This window comes from Agrobacterium sp. NPDC058088, assembly GCF_042885035.1.
Taxonomy (GTDB): domain Bacteria; phylum Pseudomonadota; class Alphaproteobacteria; order Rhizobiales; family Rhizobiaceae; genus Agrobacterium.
The window spans coordinates 797,494-815,099 of sequence record NZ_JBHVSU010000001.1 but is presented as its reverse complement, the minus strand read 5'-3'; the positions used below and the strand labels follow the sequence as shown (position 1 = coordinate 815,099).

General features: G+C 58.9%; 18 protein-coding genes. 13 read left to right on the top strand and 5 right to left on the bottom strand.

Going from position 1 to position 17,606, the window contains the following annotated elements; all coding sequences use genetic code 11:
* Window positions 1-202 precede the first annotated feature (202 nt).
* Complete coding sequence (locus tag ACFVTJ_RS04045) at window positions 203-355, bottom strand: DUF3309 family protein (RefSeq protein WP_003495626.1); 153 nt, start codon at window positions 353-355, stop codon at window positions 203-205.
* 720 nt (window positions 356-1,075) lie between these two features.
* Here ACFVTJ_RS04045 and ACFVTJ_RS04040 point away from each other — a divergent pair.
* A complete protein-coding gene (locus ACFVTJ_RS04040) occupies window positions 1,076-1,381 on the top strand; it encodes a hypothetical protein (protein ID WP_386904820.1) in 306 nt (101 codons plus the stop codon).
* A gap of 94 nt (window positions 1,382-1,475) precedes the next feature.
* Window positions 1,476-1,721, top strand: a complete 246-nt coding sequence (locus tag ACFVTJ_RS04035) for a DUF982 domain-containing protein (protein WP_003495620.1) — start codon at window positions 1,476-1,478, stop codon at window positions 1,719-1,721.
* A gap of 494 nt (window positions 1,722-2,215) precedes the next feature.
* Here ACFVTJ_RS04035 and wrbA read toward each other — a convergent pair whose 3' ends face one another.
* Window positions 2,216-2,815 carry an NAD(P)H:quinone oxidoreductase type IV gene (gene wrbA / locus ACFVTJ_RS04030; protein WP_386904817.1) on the bottom strand — a complete coding sequence of 200 codons (600 nt, stop codon included), beginning with the start codon at window positions 2,813-2,815 and terminating at the stop codon, window positions 2,216-2,218.
* Window positions 2,816-3,092: 277 nt separating this feature from the next.
* Between wrbA and ACFVTJ_RS04025 the strand changes: the two genes are divergently transcribed.
* The 7 genes from ACFVTJ_RS04025 to ACFVTJ_RS03995 all read left to right on the top strand — a co-directional run bounded on the left by ACFVTJ_RS04025 (window position 3,093) and on the right by ACFVTJ_RS03995 (window position 10,839).
* Entirely contained in the window at window positions 3,093-3,884 is a 792-nt protein-coding gene (locus ACFVTJ_RS04025; RefSeq protein WP_386904815.1) for a competence/damage-inducible protein A, read from the top strand.
* Between the two features lie 105 nt (window positions 3,885-3,989).
* The gene (locus ACFVTJ_RS04020; RefSeq protein WP_386904813.1) at window positions 3,990-4,835 is read left to right on the top strand and encodes a universal stress protein; all 846 of its coding nucleotides are present in this window, start codon (window positions 3,990-3,992) and stop codon (window positions 4,833-4,835) included.
* A gap of 306 nt (window positions 4,836-5,141) precedes the next feature.
* Window positions 5,142-5,639 (top strand): xanthine phosphoribosyltransferase, encoded by a 498-nt coding sequence (gpt, locus tag ACFVTJ_RS04015; protein ID WP_060724333.1) that lies wholly within the window; start codon window positions 5,142-5,144, stop codon window positions 5,637-5,639.
* A 543-nt stretch (window positions 5,640-6,182) separates the two neighbouring features.
* Window positions 6,183-6,314 carry a hypothetical protein gene (locus ACFVTJ_RS04010; RefSeq protein ID WP_386904811.1) on the top strand — a complete coding sequence of 44 codons (132 nt, stop codon included), beginning with the start codon at window positions 6,183-6,185 and terminating at the stop codon, window positions 6,312-6,314.
* Entirely contained in the window at window positions 6,304-10,122 is a 3,819-nt protein-coding gene (locus ACFVTJ_RS04005; protein WP_386904809.1) for a vitamin B12-dependent ribonucleotide reductase, read from the top strand. The genes ACFVTJ_RS04010 and ACFVTJ_RS04005 overlap by 11 nt, the downstream gene beginning before the upstream one ends.
* Window positions 10,123-10,238: 116 nt before the next feature.
* Window positions 10,239-10,517 carry a BrnT family toxin gene (locus ACFVTJ_RS04000; RefSeq protein ID WP_386904807.1) on the top strand — a complete coding sequence of 93 codons (279 nt, stop codon included), beginning with the start codon at window positions 10,239-10,241 and terminating at the stop codon, window positions 10,515-10,517.
* Window positions 10,507-10,839 (top strand): helix-turn-helix domain-containing protein, encoded by a 333-nt coding sequence (locus ACFVTJ_RS03995; RefSeq protein ID WP_386904805.1) that lies wholly within the window; start codon window positions 10,507-10,509, stop codon window positions 10,837-10,839. Before ACFVTJ_RS04000 ends, ACFVTJ_RS03995 begins: the two co-directional genes overlap by 11 nt.
* A gap of 6 nt (window positions 10,840-10,845) precedes the next feature.
* On the opposite strand, the gene ACFVTJ_RS03990 is transcribed toward ACFVTJ_RS03995, so the two are convergent.
* On the bottom strand, window positions 10,846-12,171 hold the full coding sequence (locus ACFVTJ_RS03990; RefSeq protein WP_386904803.1) for an Nramp family divalent metal transporter: 1,326 nt from the start codon (window positions 12,169-12,171) through the stop codon (window positions 10,846-10,848).
* Between the two features lie 263 nt (window positions 12,172-12,434).
* Between ACFVTJ_RS03990 and ACFVTJ_RS03985 the strand changes: the two genes are divergently transcribed.
* Both ACFVTJ_RS03985 and ACFVTJ_RS03980 read left to right on the top strand, forming a co-directional pair.
* Window positions 12,435-12,800, top strand: a complete 366-nt coding sequence (locus ACFVTJ_RS03985) for a VOC family protein (protein WP_386904801.1) — start codon at window positions 12,435-12,437, stop codon at window positions 12,798-12,800.
* A 126-nt stretch (window positions 12,801-12,926) separates the two neighbouring features.
* Window positions 12,927-13,148, top strand: a complete 222-nt coding sequence (locus tag ACFVTJ_RS03980) for a hypothetical protein (protein ID WP_386904799.1) — start codon at window positions 12,927-12,929, stop codon at window positions 13,146-13,148.
* Window positions 13,149-13,164: 16 nt separating this feature from the next.
* On the opposite strand, the gene ACFVTJ_RS03975 is transcribed toward ACFVTJ_RS03980, so the two are convergent.
* Window positions 13,165-14,898: an ABC transporter ATP-binding protein gene (locus tag ACFVTJ_RS03975; RefSeq protein WP_386904797.1), complete on the bottom strand. Its 1,734-nt coding sequence runs from the start codon at window positions 14,896-14,898 to the stop codon at window positions 13,165-13,167.
* A gap of 229 nt (window positions 14,899-15,127) precedes the next feature.
* Between ACFVTJ_RS03975 and ACFVTJ_RS03970 the strand changes: the two genes are divergently transcribed.
* Window positions 15,128-16,366: an AI-2E family transporter gene (locus ACFVTJ_RS03970; protein ID WP_386904795.1), complete on the top strand. Its 1,239-nt coding sequence runs from the start codon at window positions 15,128-15,130 to the stop codon at window positions 16,364-16,366.
* Between the two features lie 191 nt (window positions 16,367-16,557).
* Here the strand turns inward: ACFVTJ_RS03970 and ACFVTJ_RS03965 are convergent, their stop codons facing one another.
* Window positions 16,558-17,013, bottom strand: coding sequence for a GNAT family N-acetyltransferase (locus ACFVTJ_RS03965; RefSeq protein ID WP_386904793.1), 456 nt, complete (start codon window positions 17,011-17,013; stop codon window positions 16,558-16,560).
* 107 nt (window positions 17,014-17,120) lie between these two features.
* On the opposite strand from ACFVTJ_RS03965, the gene ACFVTJ_RS03960 reads away from it, so the two are divergent.
* A complete protein-coding gene (locus ACFVTJ_RS03960) occupies window positions 17,121-17,540 on the top strand; it encodes a hypothetical protein (RefSeq protein ID WP_386904791.1) in 420 nt (139 codons plus the stop codon).
* Window positions 17,541-17,606: the final 66 nt, after the last annotated feature.

Here is a 17,606-nt window from a genome sequence, read left to right as displayed (position 1 = left end):
TTAGAACGAATCCATTTTGGGCGCAAGAGGGTTCGTTCTGAATGTGATGTTTTTTCGAACCCTCTTGCCGAAACGGATGAGGAAAACTCTAAGCGCTTAAGATTGCGTGGTTTTTTGTATCTTCCTCATATTTCAGAAGAAACAATGCCCCCATCGCGCGTTTGCGGCGATGCGGGCATAAGGTTTTGCCGTGGGTAATCGGTTATATCCGCCCGAGCAGGACCAGGATCAGCACGATGACCAGAACCAGCCCTAGGCCGCCCGACGGGCCATAGCCGTAATTATGGTATCCCCAGCTCGGCAGCGCGCCGATCAGGAACAGGATGAGCAGGATGACGAGGATGGTGCCGAGCATGTGTAACCCTCCACTCTTGGCATGTGTTTGAGGGCTTCAATGATGCGGCGTGAAAAAAGTTCCCTTGCACTTCTCTCCCCGCAGCACGTTCAGAGGAACCCACCCCAGCGGTGTCAAAGGGTTAAGCGATCATCGGAGACGGAGTGGCAGATCGTGCCGTTGCCGCCTGCCGTATAAGGTAATTTGCCGGATAAAAAGCGTCGGCGTTAGACGGCGCAGTCCTTCGGTTTTGGATGCATGCCCGCGGGCTCCTGGACAGCCGGACAGTGGCAGCGATTTATTCGAGGTAATTTCTCGGCCTATGTCGATTGGCTGTTGTCCGTCATAGTGGAAAAACTCCCCCGTCCCCTGAAACTGGCGGGAGACGGAGAGATCTGGCACCACTGGCAGTGCGCCAGATCTCTCCCGCCCCTCCCCAAGTCTTGCAGACAGTCACACGGATATTTTACCGGCGATGATATGCGCTCCCCTTGCCTTGCCGGTTTCACTCCGGCTAGACCCCGGACAGGGAGGGAGAAACGAGAATCATATGTCCGGTTTTGCGAACCTCATCCCGCTTTTCATCTTCGCCTTCCTCGTCTACGTTTTCTTCCGCTGGGTCGCGCGCGACATTCAGAATCCGAAAGGCAAATAGCCGGGACGAATTCTTCCCTATTTTCTTGCCCGTGAGGAACCGCTGCGCCTCCATTTCGTTTTTAAAGACGCACTTCGGAGGACAGGATGAAAACGCTCCTATCATCGGCCGCTATTATGCTTTCACTGGCACTTTCAGGATGCACGACCGCCGGACCGGGTTCCTATGCCGGCCCTGCGCCCTATGTGGAGCCCATCCCCGGCAGCATCATCTATAGGGGCCAGCCGCGTACCAAGCTGACGAAATCGCCGATCGGCAGCACCTTCACCCATGACTTCCGCATCGATGGCAGCACAAGGGCGGTAGAGACCTATCGCATCGCGCCGGATCGTTCCCTCGAACTCATCGACCGCCGCATCATTCGCGAATGGCTGTTCGGCCGCGACGACTGACCGCACCTTGGCGGCAAGAAACCGGCCCGGAACGGGATTGCGCATCCTGGCCCGTTCGTTTAGAGCCGGTCGCAACAACCACGATGGATAGGCGATGAACACGCGCTGGCAAAAACCCGTCCTGATCGCGTTTGAAACGCCGGGCGACTATACGAGCATCGAGACCACACAGGCGGCATCCTGGGCCTTGATCGAGGATTGGCCGATAGAAGACGGCGATGCTCTGGACAAGGCGTTGCTGGTCTGCGCCGCGGTCGACGCGGGTAAGAAAAAGCCGGAAGATGCGCGCAAGGCCTTCATCGCCGCCGCAATCGAGGCCGGCCTAGACATCAAGGCCTGATGATATCGCCCCGCTTGGCCGAAATATGCGCCCTGTAGCGCAAAAACTTCAAGACCCACGGGTTCGAAGGGAAAAACAGATGGAAGCTTCCGTAAACATGAAAAAAGCCCTGTTCATTTTCCTCCTCTCCTGCCTCGCCATCGGTCTTGTTGGCCACCTCGTGGTGGCCTTCGTCGTCACGGGCTAAGCCGCCCCGCGCCGCAAGCCGACCGCGCCTTAAAAAATCCTAAATTTCATTTTGCTGTTATGGAACTAGGGGAAGCTCTGTCCGTTCTCTTTTCGCCACTCACAAGGAGGATTGAAATGCGTGATGGATTGAACGGTTTTCTCGAAATTTCGATGCTCGGCTTCGTGATCGCAAGCTGCTTTTTTTTGGTCAATCCGCCGATTTGACCAACTTACAAATTCCTAGTCCAGCGGTCCGGTCTCTCTGATATCCGGCGCAAAGAAAATGCGGCCTTTTGGGCCGCATTTCTTTTTCAATCAGCCAGGTCTCAAGCGGAAAGCTTGGCCGCCAGCTTGGCGACGTGCGCGCCCTGATAACGCGCGGCTTCCAGCTCAATTGCGGAAGGCTGACGCGAGCCGTCGCCATCGGTGATGGTAGACGCGCCATAGGGCGAACCACCCTTGATTTCGTCTACACCCATCTGGCCCTGGAAGGCATAGGGCAGACCAACAACGGCCATGCCGTGATGCAGGAAGGTGGGAATGAAACCGAGAATGGTCGATTCCTGGCCGCCGTGCTGCGTGGCGGATGAGGTAAAGGCCGAGCCAACCTTACCCACCAGCTTGCCGTTGAACCACAGACCGCCGGTCTGGTCCCAGAAATTGCGCATCTGCGAGGCAACCGTACCGAAGCGCGTGCCGGCGCCGACGATGATGGCGTCGTATTCGGCCAGTTCATCCACCGTTGCCACCGGAGCCTGCTGATCCAGCTTGAAGTGCGAGGCCTTGGCGACCTCTTCCGGAACCAGTTCAGGAACGCGCTTGACCACGGCTTCCGCGCCGGTGGACTTGACACCTTCTGCGACGGCATAGGCCATTGTCTCGATATGACCGTAAGAGGAGTAATAAAGTACCAGAACCTTTGTCATTCTCTTCGTTTCCTTTGCTGGAACTGTTTCCGGCGTACCGGCCAGAAGCTTCTTCAAAAACTCGATGATCATCGGCGTTGACCCGTGAAATGTATATGACAAAAAGGTAGCTGACGGACCCTTATCCCGCCAGCCGGGGATTGGCATACGCACTGTTCACGATAAGTGAACGGAAAGTCGGAACGTCAACCGTTTGCTGAAGTACATTTTTTCAAAACCGCTTTGCATTCATCGGGCGCGGGGCTAACGTCTGATAAAACAGTTGACGAGTGCACCCATGTCCAATCCCTCCTCCACCTCCTCCGTTGTCACCGCTGCCATGCTTGCTATCGGCGACGAGCTGCTGTCGGGCCGCACCAAGGATAAGAATATCGGGCATCTTGCGGATGTGCTCACCATGTCTGGGATCGACCTCAAGGAAGTGCGCATCGTCGCCGACGAGGAAGAGCAGATCGTCGAGGCGCTGAACGCGCTGCGCAGCCGTTATGATTATGTCTTCACCTCGGGCGGCATCGGTCCGACCCATGACGACATCACGGCAGATGCGGTATCAGTGGCATTCGGCCTGCCCTGCGAACATGATGCCGAGGCGCTGCGCCTGCTGGGCGACATGTACCGCGTCCGCGAGATGGAATTCACCGAGGCGCGCAAGCGCATGGCGCGCATGCCGAGAGGTGCCGCCCACATCGCCAATCCGGTTTCAGTCGCCCCCGGCTTCGTCATCGGCAATGTTTATGTCATGGCAGGCGTGCCGCAGGTGTTCCAGGCCATGCTCGATAATGTCATGCCCACCTTGCGCACCGGCGCGAAGGTCATGTCGCAGGCGGTGCGCTCCCCCTATGGCGAGGGTGATATCGGTACGCCGCTGACGGCCATCCAGAAGGCCCATCCAGAAACCAGCATCGGCTCCTATCCGAAATATGACGGGCAGCGTTTTTCGACGGAGATCGTCGTGCGCGCCCGCGACGCCGGCGTGCTGAAGGCGGCCGCGGATGCCGTGGCGGCCATGATTGAGGCGATCGGCCAGGAAAAGCAGCTGGCCGCCAGCAAGGGCGACGCAACCGCCTGAAACAGAAGTTTCAAAGGCGGTACGGGAGTTGACCAAAATCAAGGTGGCCATCGGCAAAGATGGCCATTCTCCCCACAGAAACCAGATGTCACCGAGGAGATAAAAATGGGTTACAAAACGATACTGGCCGTGGTCGATAATGCTTCGAACACGCAGAAGCTCGGCGAATTCGTGGTGAGCCTTGCCGATCAGTTTTCCTCGCATGTGATCGGCCTGCACATGGAAACGCTGGCCGCGGTTCCGCTCGTCGCACCGATGGAAATTCCCGACCCCGCCACCGTGCAGGCGCTGCAGGATGTGGCGCACAAGGAAACCACCGAAGTCGGGACCATTTTTGAAAGGACGCTCTCCGCAAACGGCATCTCGCATGAATGGCGCAGCTTCGTGACCTCGGTCGGTTACGCTTCCGCATCCGCAATAGACAGCGCCCGCTGTGCCGATCTCGTCGTTGCCCGCCAGAGCAACTCGTCGGCACTGTCAGACAGCCGCTCTGATATTGACGGTTTCCTTTATGAAAGCGGCCGCCCCGTTCTCCTCGTGCCGCATGTGCTGACCGTCGCCAAACCGATCAAGCGCGTCCTGATTGCCTGGAACGGTTCTCGCGAAGCAACGCGCGCCACTTTTGACGCCCTGCCCTTCCTGAAAGCCGCCGACAGCGTCGAGATTTTCTCCGTCGATCAGGCCGAAAGCGAAACACAATCATCAGGTCTCGCCGGCACCGAACTCGCTGCCACGCTTGCGCGCCACGGCGTCAACGTCACGGTCACCTCGCAGGAAAAGATCGCCGGAATTTCGGCGCAGGCCGCCATCGAAAACCGCCTGTCGGATCACAGCATCGACCTTCTGGTCATGGGCGCCTATGGCCATTCCCGCTGGTGGGAACTGCTGTTCGGCGGCGTCACCCGCACGCTGCTCGATTCCATGACCGCGATGACGCTGCTGTCGCGTTGATATGGATGCGGCACAAATGGCGCCGTCGGCCCCCCGCCATCTCGCTTTAAACGAGCGTCCGCCGCTTGTTTCTTCTCCCCGCCGGGGAGAAGTCCGCGGCAGCGGGATGAGGGGGCAAGCTCTCCGAAATCCGGCAACGTTGCCCCCTCATCCGACCCGTCGGGCCACCGTCTCCCCCGAGGGGAGAAGAAACAAGCGGCATTTTCCTAGCCAAAATCACGGCTGATAAGCGCAAAGCTTGCCTTTTTGCCGGTCTTGCGGCTATTAGCCAAAGCCATCGACAATTTTGACCAGATGGTAGACGACATGTCCCTTCCCGATAAAGCCTTTCCCGTTTCCTGGGACCAGTTTCACCGCGACGCCCGTGCGCTTGCCTGGCGTCTTGCCGGTCTCGACAAAGAGTTCCGGGCGATCGTCTGCATCACCCGCGGCGGCCTCGTTCCGGCGGCGATCATTTCCCGCGAACTGAACATCCGCATGATCGACACAGTCTGCATCGCCACGCGCCATGATTACGTCAACCAGGGTGATACGGTCCTCTTGAAAGGCGTGGCCCCCGAGTTGACGAGCGACGCCGGCGAAGGCGTACTTGTCGTCGACGATCTGACCGATACCGGCAAGACCGCACTGGAAGTGCGCGAGATGCTGCCGAAGGCGCATTTTGCCTGCGTTTACGCCAAGCCGAAGGGCGTGCCGACCATCGACACTTTCGTCACCGAAGTGAGCCAGGACACCTGGATCTATTTCCCCTGGGACATGGGTTTCACCTATCAGGAGCCGATTGCCAAGGGATCGCGCGGCTAAGTGCTGCCTTCACGCAAAATCCGACAGGAAAAGCCGCCCCACCGAGGGCGGTTTTTTGTGGAGAAACGTCTTTTCTGACAGGTGCGGAAAACACGGAAAAACCGCAGTGTCGCCATTATGCCTCACCCCGGAAATGCGGGGTTTTGCCTTTCCGTTGCGGAAACCAGCCTCGCGCAAGCTTCAAATTTTCTCGCCAAGTCACTGATTTTTCTGAGAGCTTTTCCTATCCCCGTTTTCCACAGGCACTCCACACAATATCTTGTGGTTAAAAATGGGTTTCAATCTATGGCTTGACGAATCTGTGCCGCGAGAGGAAAGTGACACTTATGTTGCGGCGGCAACGGACCGGAAAGTAACGAGGCCGGTTCTTCTCCATCTTCAGCGCGCATGTCCAAACGGCGTCCCGGCCATGAGGGGGCGGTTCGCCGATGGCTTTTCTGCGCCTTCGGAAACCGCCAAAAACATCACGCGGGGACTGGCAGCAAGAATGTGTTAATACTATATATAGTAGGCTTGCAGCCATCTTAAACACGAGATACAGGGGTGACATCCAAGGATGAACATCCCTACCAGATCGGCAACAACCGGCTGCGCGAAGGCATCGCACGGCTGGAACGAATTTTTGCGCCCTTTACCGGGCGCCCAATGGACGAGGACAGAAACCATGCGCATTGAACGCCGCTTCACGAAGCCCGGCCAATCGCCTTATGCGGAAATCGACTTCCGTAAGGCCGTCAGTGAAATCAAGAACCCGGATGGATCCATCGTGTTCCGTCTGGCTGACATCGACGTTCCCGCGCAGTTCAGCCAGGTTGCGACCGACGTTCTGGCGCAGAAATATTTCCGCAAGGCCGGCGTGCCGAAGTTCCTGAAGAAGGTCGAAGAGAACGACGTTCCCTCCTTCCTCTGGCGCTCCGTTGCCGATGAGAAGGCGCTAAAAGACGTTCCGGAAGCCGAGCGCTACGGTTCCGAAACAGATGCACGCCAGGTTTTCGATCGTCTGGCCGGCACCTGGGCCTATTGGGGCTGGAAGGGCAAATATTTCTCGTCCGAAGAAGATGCCCTCGCCTTCCGCGACGAGCTTGCCTATATGCTCGCCACCCAGCGTGTTGCCCCCAACTCCCCGCAATGGTTCAACACCGGCCTGCACTGGGCCTATGGCATTGATGGTCCCGGCCAGGGCCACTTCTATGTCGACCCCTTCACCGGCAAGCTGACCAAGTCCAAGTCGGCTTACGAACATCCGCAGCCGCATGCCTGCTTCATCCAGTCCGTTGAGGACGACCTTGTTAATGAAGGCGGCATCATGGACCTGTGGGTGCGCGAAGCGCGCCTGTTCAAATACGGCTCCGGCACCGGCTCCAACTTCTCCTATCTGCGCGGCGAAGGCGAAAAGCTGTCCGGCGGCGGCAAATCGTCCGGCCTGATGAGCTTCCTCAAGATCGGTGACCGCGCAGCCGGCGCCATCAAGTCCGGCGGCACCACCCGTCGTGCAGCGAAGATGGTCGTCGTTGATGCCGATCACCCGGATATCGAAGCTTATATCGACTGGAAGGTGAACGAGGAGCAGAAGGTTGCCGCTCTCGTCACCGGTTCCAAGATCGTCGCCAAGCACCTGAAGGCGATCATGAAGGCCTGCGTCAACTGCGAGGCTGACAATGGTGATTGCTTCGACCCGGCCAAGAACCCTGCCCTGAAGCGCGAAATCCGCGCTGCCAAGAAGGACATGGTGCCGGAAAACTACGTCAAGCGCGTCATTCAGTTCGCCGAGCAGGGTTACAAGGACATCCAGTTCAAGACCTATGACACGGATTGGGATTCGGAAGCCTACCTCACGGTGTCAGGCCAGAACTCCAACAACTCCGTCTCGCTGAAGGACGACTTCCTGCGCGCCGTCGAGAACGATGGCGACTGGAACCTCACCGCCCGTAAGGACGGCAAGGTCATGAAGACGCTGAAGGCCCGCGACCTCTGGGAAAAGATTTCCCACGCCGCCTGGGCGTCTGCCGATCCGGGTCTGCACTTCAACACGACGATGAACGACTGGCACACCTCGCCGGCGGCCGGCCCGATCCGCGCTTCCAACCCGTGCTCGGAATACATGTTCCTCGACGACACGGCCTGCAACCTCGCCTCGCTGAACCTTCTGCAGTTCAAGGATCAGGCGACGAAGCGCATCGATATCGCCGATTACGAACACGCCGTTCGCCTCTGGACCGTCGTGCTCGAAGTCTCCGTCATGATGGCGCAGTTCCCCTCGCGCCAGATCGCCGAGCTCTCCTATGAGTACCGCACGCTCGGCCTCGGTTACGCCAATATCGGCGGCCTCCTGATGTCCTCGGGCATTCCCTATGACAGCGCCGAAGGCCGCGCTATTGCAGGTAGCCTCACCGCCATCATGACCGGCGTGTCCTATGCCACCTCGGCCGAAATGGCCGGCGAGCTTGGCCCCTTCCCAGGCTTTGCGCCGAACCGCGACAACATGCTGCGTGTCATCCGCAACCACCGCCGCGCCGCCCTTGGCCAGTCGGAAGGTTATGAGGGCCTGTCTGTCAACCCGGTCGCACTCATCCATGGCGACTGCCCGGATCAGGACCTGATCGCCCACGCAACCGCCGCCTGGGACAAGGCGCTGGAACTTGGCGAAAAGCACGGCTACCGCAACGCCCAGACCACCGTTATCGCGCCGACAGGCACGATCGGCCTCGTGATGGATTGCGACACGACCGGCATTGAGCCTGACTTTGCACTGGTAAAGTTCAAGAAGCTCGCCGGTGGCGGTTACTTCAAGATCATCAACCGCGCGGTTCCCGATGCCCTGCGGTCGCTCGGTTATTCCGAAAGCCAGATCGCCGAGATCGAGGCCTATGCCGTCGGCCATGGCAATCTCAACCAGGCTCCCGGCATCAACCCCTCGACGCTGAAGGCCAAGGGCTTCACCGATGAGAAGATCGAGGCCGTCAACGGCGCGCTGAAGAGCGCCTTCGACATCAAGTTCGTCTTCAACCAGTGGACGCTCGGCGCCGACTTCCTCAAGGAAACGCTGAAGGTCTCCGGCGAGCAGCTCTCCGACATGAGCTTCAACCTGCTCGAGCACCTCGGCTTTGCCAAAAAGGATATTGAAGCAGCAAACGTGCACGTCTGCGGCGCGATGACGCTGGAAGGCGCACCGTTCCTGAAGAATGAGCACCTGCCCGTCTTCGATTGCGCCAACCCCTGCGGCAAGATCGGAAAGCGTTACCTCTCGGTCGAATCGCATATCCGCATGATGGCGGCGGCACAGCCCTTCATCTCGGGCGCGATCTCCAAGACGATCAACATGCCGAACGATGCGACGGTGGAAGATTGCGGCGCGGCCTACATGCTGTCCTGGAAGCTGGCGCTGAAGGCCAACGCCCTTTACCGCGATGGTTCCAAGCTTTCCCAGCCGCTCAACGCCTCGCTGGTGGAAGATGACGACGAAGACGATTTCGTCGAAGAACTGGTCCAGCAGCCGCTTGCCCAGCAGGCTGTGACGATCACCGAAAAGATCGTTGAACGCGTCATCGAGCGTGTCTCGCGTGAGCGTGAAAAGCTGCCGAACCGCCGTCAGGGTTACACCCAGAAGGCAACTGTCGGCGGTCACAAGGTCTATCTGCGCACCGGTGAATTCGGTGACGGCCGCATCGGCGAAATCTTCATCGACATGCACAAGGAAGGCGCTGCCTTCCGCGCGATGATGAACAACTTCGCCATCGCCATTTCGCTCGGCCTGCAATATGGCGTGCCGCTGGAAGAATATGTGGAGGCCTTCACCTTCACCAAGTTCGAACCGGCCGGCATGGTGCAGGGCAACGACGCGATCAAGAACGCCACGTCGATCCTCGACTACGTGTTCCGCGAACTCGCCGTCTCCTATCTCGGCCGCCATGATCTCGCCCATGTCGATACGTCCGACTTCTCCAACACGGCGCTCGGCAAGGGTATCCAGGAAGGCAAGACCAACCTCGTTTCCACCGGCTGGACCCGCGGTTACAAGCCGACCATCGTGTCCCGCAATGACGGCGAACGCACCGCTTCCGAGCCCAAGGGTTCTGCAACGGCAGCCCCTGCCCGCGCTTCCGCCAACGTAACGGCTTTCGCCGGCTCCGCCGCCCGGAAGCTGGAACCGACAGTCGCCATCGCAACCTCGGAAATCGTCTCCTTCAAGCGGGACTATGAAGAGCGCGCCAAGGAACTGGCCGAAGAAATCGCCGAAGAAGTAATCGACGAGGTCGTCCAGGAAGCCCAGCAGACGGCAACCGCCCTCTTCTCCGACAAGGCCGCCGCAGACGCCGCTTCGGCCAAGACGGAAGCCAAGAAGGTCGAAAACGAACGCCGCATGCGCTCGATTGCTCAAGGGTACACCGGCAACATGTGCTCGGAATGCCAGAACTTCACGATGGTGCGGAACGGCACTTGCGAGAAGTGCGATACTTGTGGTGCGACGAGCGGTTGCAGCTGAGAATTAGCTTAGACACCACCAAAAAATGACTAGTTTTGAGGGCTCTTTCAGATCTGAAAGAGCCCTTGTTGTTTTAATATTTTATCCATTCCACTACTGGAAACCCGTAGTCCACAATGTTATATTTCGAGTGGGATTACCGAAAGGCTTTAACCAATCTCGCCAAACATGGCGTCAGCTTCGAAACCGCCCGCAAGGTTTTTGACGATCCATTTGCCGTGGATATCGAGGATCGTTCAGCAAATTACGGTGAAGTCCGACGACGTATAGTCGGTTTGGGCAACGGATTGGTTTTGACCGTGATCTATACCGAACGCAGCGAAGTAATCCGCATCATCTCGGCACGAAAGGCGACACGCGCGGAGCGCAAGGAATACGACGACAATGACTGGTAAAATCGATCAAACAGACTGGGCTCGCCTTCACGCCATGACCGACGAAGAGGCGGAGGCCAATGCGCTGGCCGACCCTGATAATATTCCGCTTTCCGCCGAACAACTTGCCTCGGCTCCCAGAATGCCGCGCATCAAGATCATTCGCCGGGCTCTGAAGCTGACGCAGGAAGAGTTTTCCGCGCTCTATCATATTCCGCTTGGCACCCTGCGTGACTGGGAACAGGGCCGTAGCGAGCCGGACCAGCCGGCCCGCGCTTATCTTAAGGTCATCGCCGTCGACCCGGAGGGCACGGCCGCCGCGCTCCGTAAAGGCGCGGCCTGACCCGCCTCACCCGATAAAATCCATCAGCAACTTCACATTCAACGCCGCAATCACCACCGCAATCAGCCACGCAAAAGCCGAGAGCCAGAGCGGCGAGCGCAGTTCGCCCATCTTGCCCTTGTCGGCAGTGAACATGACAAGCGGGAAGACGGCGAAGGAGAGTTGCAGGCTTAAGACCACCTGCGTCAGGATCAGCAGTTCGCCCGTACCGCTGTCGCCATAAAGAATAGTCACGCCGGCGGCGGGGATGATGGCGATGGCGCGGGTGATGAGGCGGCGCAGCCAGGGCGCGAGCCGCATCTTGAGGAAACCCTCCATCACGATCTGGCCGGCAAGCGTTGCCGTAACGGTCGAATTGATGCCGCAGCACAAAAGCGCCACGCCGAACAGCGTCGGAGCAATGGCAAGGCCAAGCAGAGGCGCCAGCAGATTATGCGCCTCGCCGAGTTCGGCGACATTGGTCTGTCCCGCCTTGTTGAAGGTCGCCGCCGCCAGAATGAGGATCGAGGCGTTGATGAGAAGCGCGAACATCAGCGCAATGGTGGAATCGAGGGTCGCGAATTTCAGCGCCTCGCGTTTTTCGGCAATCGTCTCGCCGATTTCGCGGGTCTGCACGATGCCAGAATGCAGATAGAGATTATGCGGCATGACGGTCGCGCCGAGAATGCCGAGCGCCAGATAGAGCATGTCAGGATTGGTGACGATCTCGGTCGTCGGCGCAAAACCAAGGATCACCTGCCCCCAGTCAGGGTCGGCGAGCGCCACCTGAATGGCGAAACACACAGCGATAACGCCAAGCAACGTGATGACCAGCGCCTCCACCCAGCGGAAACCGAGCCTCTGCAGATAAAGGATCAGGAAAACATCGAGTGCGGTGATGAGAACGCCGAGTTCGAGCGGTATGCCGAAGATGAGGTTAAGGCCGATGGCCGTGCCGATCACCTCAGCGATATCGGTAGCGATGATCGCGATCTCGGCGAGCAGCCAAAGCAGCATGGCCACCGGTTTCGGATAGGCATCACGGCAGGCCTGGGCGAGATCGCGGCCGGAGGCAATCGCAAGACGGGCGCAGAGCGATTGCAGCACGATCGCCATGATGTTGGAGACCAGCGCGACCGTCAGCAGCGTATAGCCGAACTTTGAGCCGCCAGCGAGCGACGTCGCCCAGTTTCCGGGATCCATATACCCGACCGCAACGAGATAGCCGGGGCCGAAAAAAGCCATGGCCCGGCGAAACGTGCCGGCATTCGGCTTGATCCGGATCGAGGAGTGAACATCGGACAACGACAGATCGTCGCCATTTCGTCGCCATCCAAAGACTGGCTTGTCCATATTATGCGCTTTCTGAACCGAAATCTGTTTAGTGCAATTGCAAATCATTCGCATAAAGAGACGCAGGACGCAAGCTGACTTTTGACGCCGCATGTCCTGCTTAGCGCCCTCTACCGGCACTGCGACCGGTCACGCGCGTGCTGGACGATTGACAATGTGGTTACTCGACACCGCGCGCCATTGCCTCTCCATGTCAGCCGTCGCTAGAAAGATCGGTGCCATCAGAAATTGGAAAGTGCGTCAGTCTGGCTGAGGAGAAGCGCGTGAATATTGTCGCCCATGTCGAAATCCCCGTGACCGATCTTGATCGGGCGATCCGCTTCTACCGCGCGGTTTTCGATGTGCCTTTTGCCGAAATCGTCGCGATCCACGATAGCAGAATGGCCTATTTCCCTTTTGACGAAAACAGCAATGGCGCCAGTGCCGCGCTTGCCGAAGGCCCGGCCTATGTGCCGACGCGAGATGGAGCGATCGTCTATTTCAGTGTCGCTGATGTGGACGATGTTATTGCCAAAGCTCTTGCCATTGGAAGCGAGCTACTATTTCCCAAAACGGCAGTGAATGACGCGCTCTTCGTCGCGGAGATTTCCGATAGCGAGGGAAACCGGATCGCCATTCAATCCGCCTGATCGCGCTTCCCGAGACGAAATGACCGGACTCACGTCCTTGTCATCACCTGTTCGCCACCCACACGGAACGGTCGCGGTAGCGCTGGCGTTGATCTTTCACCAAAACGCTTAAATCTGGGGAAGTTCATGCGACAGCACCGGAATAACGACGTGGTGAACCATCCAAGCCGGTGGCCGAACTATATCATGGGGCACAGAAAGCCACGCGAATGGCTGATGACGATCAGCGGCGTCCTGCTGCTCTTCGTCGTCGCGGCCGCGGTCGCCATGGGATATCTCGTCAGCAGCCATCCCGGCAAGCCGGAGCCAAATCCCGGCATCGTCGAAGAACAGGCAGTAAAAGGCTAAGAGACGTGCGGGTCGGTTAGCTGAGGCCCGCGAGATGACCGCTGAATTGCGCCTCGTGCAGGCGGCTATAATGGCCCTTCGCGGCCAGCAGCTCGGCATGCGCACCTGTCTCGGCAATGCCCGTCTGGTCCACCACCACAATGCGTGATGCATCGCGGATCGTCGCCAGCCGGTGCGCGATCACAAGCGTCGTGCGTCCCCTGGCAAGCTCCGTCAGCGATTGCTGGATAGCCCGTTCGGTTTCGGTGTCGAGCGCCGAGGTGGCCTCGTCCAGAATGAGAATCGGCGGATTTTTCAGGAACATGCGCGCAATGGCGAGGCGCTGCTTCTGTCCGCCGGACAGCTTTACGCCGCGTTCGCCAATGACGGTGTCGAGCCCGAGCGGCATGGCCTCAATGACGCCGTCCAGCCGCGCGCGCCTGGCGGCATCCATAATCTCTGCGTCTGAGGCGCCCAGCCGTCCATATTCGATATTCTCGCGAATAGTGCCACCGAACAGGAAGACATCCTGCTGCACGATGCCGATCTGGTTGCGCAGCGAGGCGAGCTTCATCTTGCGGATATCCACGCCGTCAATGGTGATCGCACCGCTGGTCACATCATAAAAGCGCGGCAGCAGCGAGCACAGCGTCGTCTTGCCCGCACCGGACGGGCCAACGAAAGCCACGGTCTCGCCGGCGCTGATCTTCAGGTCGATATTGGTGAGAATCTGCTTGCCTTCGGCATAACCAAAGCCGACATGACGATATTCGATATCACCGCGTAGAAGCGGCGCCTCCACCGCATCGGGCGCATCAACGATATCGGGCGCTGTGTCGAGAAGCTCGGTAAACCGGCGGAAACCGGCAATGCCCTTGGGATAGGTCTCGATGACCGAATTGATCTTTTCCACCGGGCGAAAAAACACGCCGACCAGCAACAAGAAGCCGACGAAGCCACCTTCTGTCAGGTCGCCATTCAGCACGAACCATGCACCGCAGATCATCACGATCATCTGCGTCAGGCGCATGCTCATATAGCTGAGCGAGGTGCTGGCGGCCATGATCTTGTAGGCGTCAAGCTTTGTGCGGCGGTATTTCAGATTGTCTTTCTCAAAAAGCGCCCGCTCGTGGTCTTCATTGGCGAAAGCCTGCACCACCCGCATGCCGCCGACATTTTCTTCGATGCGGGCGTTGAAATCACCAACCCGGCCATAGAGCGCCCGGAAATTCTGCGTCATGCGGCCGCCGTAACGGCTGGTCACCCAGGCGGTAACGGGCACGACGGCGGCGGTGATGAGCGCCAGCTGCACATTGACCGACATCATCAGCAGGAACGCGCCGATAAAGGTCATGATGGCGATGAACAGGTCTTCGGGCCCATGGTGGGCCACCTCACCGATCTCTTCCAGATCCTTGGTCAGCCGCCCGACCAGATGGCCGGTCTTCTGGTTATCGAAATAACGGAAGGAAAGCTTCTGCAGATGATCGAAGGCGAGCCGCCGCATATCGGTCTCGATATTGATGCCGAGCATGTGTCCCCAGTAGGTGACGGTCGCCATCAGCCCGGTGTTCAGCACATAGATGAGGAGCAGCCCGACCGAAGCGGCAAGGATGATGGCCCATTCACCGCCCGGCAGCAGCACGTCGACAAAGGCCTTCACCGCCATCGGAAAGCCAAGCTCGAGCACGCCCGACAAGACTGCACAGGAAAAATCGAGAATGAACAGACCGCGATAGGGGCGATAATAAGCGAAGAAACGGCGGAGCATGGCATGACCTGGGGATCGGGCGCGGCAATCTGACACCGCATAAAACGGAGTTTAAGTGTCATATTTCATGGCGCCAGCCAAGACTGATGCGTTATTTTTACCAAAATCATTCAATAGCCTACACAATACACACACAACGGTAATGTGATCCGGTTATATTGCACTTATATGTATCGGTGTGACAGAGTGAATGCACCCCTGCGGGGGAGAATGCGAGAAAGAGCCTGCCGTGAGTAATATTGATAGCCGTAAGCAGAATGGCGAGCCGAGATGGCTTGGTCCCGCGAGCCCGACGCGGATCGCCCTGATCCCGCCTATTTCGGCTGCGCGCTGGCTGCTTCTTCTGGTCGTGCTTGCGGGAATCTACTTCTTCAACGGCTTTCTGGTCCCGGTTCTCGCCGCCCTCGTCATCGGTTTCGCCAGCTGGCCGGTCTATACGCGGCTTCTGCGGCAGGTGGGCGGCAACACCACGCTCGGCGCCACCATCGCCATCATCCTCATCATTGCCTTCCTCGTGGTGCCGATCTTCATCGCCGCCTCCTATACGGCAACCGAAATTCGCGAATGGTTCGGCTGGGCGGTGCACGTCAACAAGACCGGCGCTCCGGTGCCGGACTGGATTGCCGCCCTTCCGGCCGTCGGCCCCTGGCTCGGCGAACAATGGGTGAAATATATCGGTACGCCGGGCGCCATCGGCGAACTCATCCAGCTCGTCAGCGGCGCCAATATCGGCAACATCTACCGGGCGATCCTCGCCGCAGGCAACGGCGCGTTCCACCTGGTTCTGACCCTGTTGTTCATGCTGATCGCGCTGTTCTTCGTGTACCGCAACGGCGCCGCCTTTACCCGCCAGGTCGATCTGGTGGGCGAGCGCATCCTGCCGAGCCGCTGGGAACGCATTTCGCGCGTCGTGCCCGCGACCATCAGTTCCACGGTCACCGGCATGACGTTGATCGCCATCGGTGAAGGCATCATTCTCGGCATCGCGTACTGGATCGCCGGCGTGCCGTCGCCCGTCACGCTCGGCGTGCTGACAGGCGTCATGGCGCTCATTCCGGGCGGTGCGCCGCTCTCGTTTACGCTGGTGTCGGTCTATCTGGTCGCCAGCGGCTCTCCCGCCCACGGTCTGGCGCTTTTCGTCTGGGGTTCGGTCGAACTTTTCATCGTCGACAAGACCATCCGGCCGAAGCTCGTTGGCGGACCGATCAAGCTGCCCTTCCTGCCAACCTTTTTCGGCCTCGTCGGCGGCGTCAAGACCATGGGTTTCCTCGGCCTGTTCATCGGCCCGGTGCTGATGGCGCTGCTGGTGGCAATCTGGCGCGAATGGGTGCGCGAAGTGGAAATCTCCGCCGCTGTCAGCACGGACATCCCACCACCTCCCTCCACGGAGGACCGGCCCATCGAGGACGTGGTGTCGCGAGACGGTGACAGCGACGAAACGACGGCGTTTCGGAAGGCCGCGTTTTGATCGTCTGAGCCAGCGGTGAAGGGTTTGCCGCTACCGTCGAAAAGTCCAAAAAACTCGCCTTCGTCATGCTCGGGCCTGTCCCGAGCATCTGCTGTCGGTTGTTTTAAGATGCTTGGTTACATCCTCGGGACAAGCCCGAGGAAGACGTGGAGCATGCGGCAAGGCTGACAGAGCAACCTCATACCTTCGTTCTAAAGCGGCTTCTCCATGAACAGGCTCAGCGGATCAGGCTTATAGGGCGCAAAGGCCTCGATCTCCACGAACCCAGCCTTGCGGTAAAGACCAATCGCCTCCGGCTGGCTGATTCCGGTTTCGAGCCGAATGGCGGAAAGACCAAGCTCGACGCCGCGGGCAACGAGCGTGTCCATGATCAGCTTGCCGATTCGCAAACCCCGCGCCTCGGGATCGACGAACATGCGCTTCACCTCCGCCGTGCCATCACCCGCCTCCACCAGCGCACCGCAGCCGACGACTCTGCCGTCATGCCGCGCGACGAAAAACGAGACATTGTCCTGCTCGAGTGCGCCGATATCGACCAGGTGATTGCTCTCGGCGGGGTAAAGCGAAGCCATATAGGCGTTGGAGAGATCGATAAGGCGCAGAACAGCGTCCTGACGCGGCGTTTCGAGCTTGATTTCGATGGCCAATGCGATGCCTGCTTTCTTTCAAAAAATGCGTATTTCGTCGTAATGTCACTGCAATCCGGATAGATGAGTTTCTAGAGCATTATTCCCGACAGAGGCAACCACACACCATGAAAACAGCCCTCGTTCTCATGACCTTCCTTGGCTGCGACGACAGCGCCACCGATTGCCATTACCTCGCCACCTCGCAGCAGCGCTGGACGAGCATAGAGCTGTGCGACGCCGTCTCGGAAAAGGAGCTGGAACGCTTTGCCAATGCGTCCTATCCGGTCGTGGTGGCGGTGTGCCAGACGCCGGGAGAGCAGGCACCACAGACCGCCGGCACGCAGCCCCCCGCCGCCGCACCGACCGATGCACAGCAGGCAACGGCGGAGGTTACGCCAAAGGAAGAAGAAGGCCTTACCAGACAGGCGATCGGCCGCGTCAGCCGCATCCTGCCGTCCACAGAGGGCATAAAGCACTTCCTGGGAACGCCGGTGAGGATGGTCGAGAACAGCTATTCGTGGATCGCCAAGCGGTTCGACAAGTGATTGCGGGTAAACCAATCTTCCCTCATTCCTGTGCTTGTCACAGGAATCCAGTCGACGCGCGTCTAC

Coding starts and splice junctions, on each gene's coding strand:
- ACFVTJ_RS04020 (WP_386904813.1), top strand. CDS start 3,990: ATGGGTTACAAAACGATACTGGCCGTGGTCGATAATGCTTCGAACACG.
- ACFVTJ_RS04000 (WP_386904807.1), top strand. CDS start 10,239: ATGTTATATTTCGAGTGGGATTACCGAAAGGCTTTAACCAATCTCGCC.
- ACFVTJ_RS03960 (WP_386904791.1), top strand. CDS start 17,121: ATGAAAACAGCCCTCGTTCTCATGACCTTCCTTGGCTGCGACGACAGC.
- gpt (WP_060724333.1), top strand. CDS start 5,142: ATGTCCCTTCCCGATAAAGCCTTTCCCGTTTCCTGGGACCAGTTTCAC.
- wrbA (WP_386904817.1), bottom strand. CDS start 2,815: ATGACAAAGGTTCTGGTACTTTATTACTCCTCTTACGGTCATATCGAG.
- ACFVTJ_RS04045 (WP_003495626.1), bottom strand. CDS start 355: ATGCTCGGCACCATCCTCGTCATCCTGCTCATCCTGTTCCTGATCGGC.
- ACFVTJ_RS03975 (WP_386904797.1), bottom strand. CDS start 14,898: ATGCTCCGCCGTTTCTTCGCTTATTATCGCCCCTATCGCGGTCTGTTC.
- ACFVTJ_RS04035 (WP_003495620.1), top strand. CDS start 1,476: ATGAACACGCGCTGGCAAAAACCCGTCCTGATCGCGTTTGAAACGCCG.
- ACFVTJ_RS03980 (WP_386904799.1), top strand. CDS start 12,927: ATGCGACAGCACCGGAATAACGACGTGGTGAACCATCCAAGCCGGTGG.
- ACFVTJ_RS04040 (WP_386904820.1), top strand. CDS start 1,076: ATGAAAACGCTCCTATCATCGGCCGCTATTATGCTTTCACTGGCACTT.
- ACFVTJ_RS04025 (WP_386904815.1), top strand. CDS start 3,093: ATGTCCAATCCCTCCTCCACCTCCTCCGTTGTCACCGCTGCCATGCTT.
- ACFVTJ_RS03995 (WP_386904805.1), top strand. CDS start 10,507: ATGACTGGTAAAATCGATCAAACAGACTGGGCTCGCCTTCACGCCATG.
- ACFVTJ_RS03990 (WP_386904803.1), bottom strand. CDS start 12,171: ATGGACAAGCCAGTCTTTGGATGGCGACGAAATGGCGACGATCTGTCG.
- ACFVTJ_RS04005 (WP_386904809.1), top strand. CDS start 6,304: ATGCGCATTGAACGCCGCTTCACGAAGCCCGGCCAATCGCCTTATGCG.